1 protein-coding gene is annotated in these 1038 nt (G+C 55.2%); it reads left to right on the top strand.

Translation table 11 applies throughout. From position 1 onward, the window contains the following. The first annotated feature begins 470 nt into the window (after nucleotides 1–470). Nucleotides 471–944, top strand: coding sequence for a GNAT family N-acetyltransferase (locus QMX93_RS30765; protein WP_282359344.1), 474 nt, complete (start codon nucleotides 471–473; stop codon nucleotides 942–944). Nucleotides 945–1038 lie beyond the last annotated feature (94 nt).

Below are 1038 nucleotides of genomic sequence, written 5' to 3' on the forward strand. Positions count from 1 at the left end.
TACTTGAAATATCGAGTCGAACTCAGGTTTTGAACAGCACGAAGGTCAGCTCCCTTCCCTAACCCTCTCCCAGAGGGAGAGGGGACTGATCGAGGTGTTCTTTCGAATTACGGCGACTTGAAATATCGAGTCGAACTCAGATTTTGAACAGCACGAAGGTCAGCTCCCTTCCCTAACCCTCTCCCAGAGGGAGAGGGGACTGATCGAGGTGTTCTTTCGAATTACGGCGACTTGAAATATCGAGTCGAACTCAGGTTTTGAACAGCACGAAGATCAGCTCCCTTCCCCCTCGCCCCCTCTGGGGGAGAGGGCTGGGGTGAGGGGGAGAGATCTAGCTGGCAACAGAAGTATCCAGCCAGACACCGCAACAAATACAAAAAGCCCCGCTCCTTTTCCAAGATGCGGGGCTTTTTTACGGCTATCGTTTATCGGGGGACGGACTCCCTTGAACGAACAAGAGGCCAACAGGCATGCGTCACCACTCGGTTATCCACACGCCGAAACTCAGCGATTATCAGGAACTGACCCGGGTCTGGGAGGCCTCGGTTCGCGCCACCCATGATTTTCTGCCGGACAGCTATATCGAGCTGCTGCGCAATTTGGTGCTGACACGTTATCTCGATGCGGTGATGCTGATCTGCACCAAGGACGCCGAGCAGCGCATCACCGGGTTTGCCGGGGTCGCGGCGGGCAAGATTGAGATGCTGTTCATTGATCCCGATTTTCGCGGTCAAGGTTTGGGCAAGAAGCTGCTCAACTACGCGATGCAGCATTTGAACGCCGATGAGCTGGACGTCAACGAACAGAACCCGCAGGCACTGGGGTTTTACTTCAAGCAGGGTTTTGAGGTGATCGGCCGCTCGGAGGTGGATGGCATGGGCCAGCCGTATCCGTTGCTGCATATGCGTTTGCGCCAAACCCAAACACGCTCAAGCCACGCCTGACCCACCACAAACCAATGTAGGAGTGAGCCTGCTCGCGATAGCGCCAGATCAGCCAACATCAATGTCGAATGTCAGATGGCTATCGCGAGCAGGC

This window comes from Pseudomonas sp. PS01303, from assembly GCF_029959385.1.
Taxonomy (GTDB): Bacteria; Pseudomonadota; Gammaproteobacteria; order Pseudomonadales; family Pseudomonadaceae; genus Aquipseudomonas; species Aquipseudomonas rustica.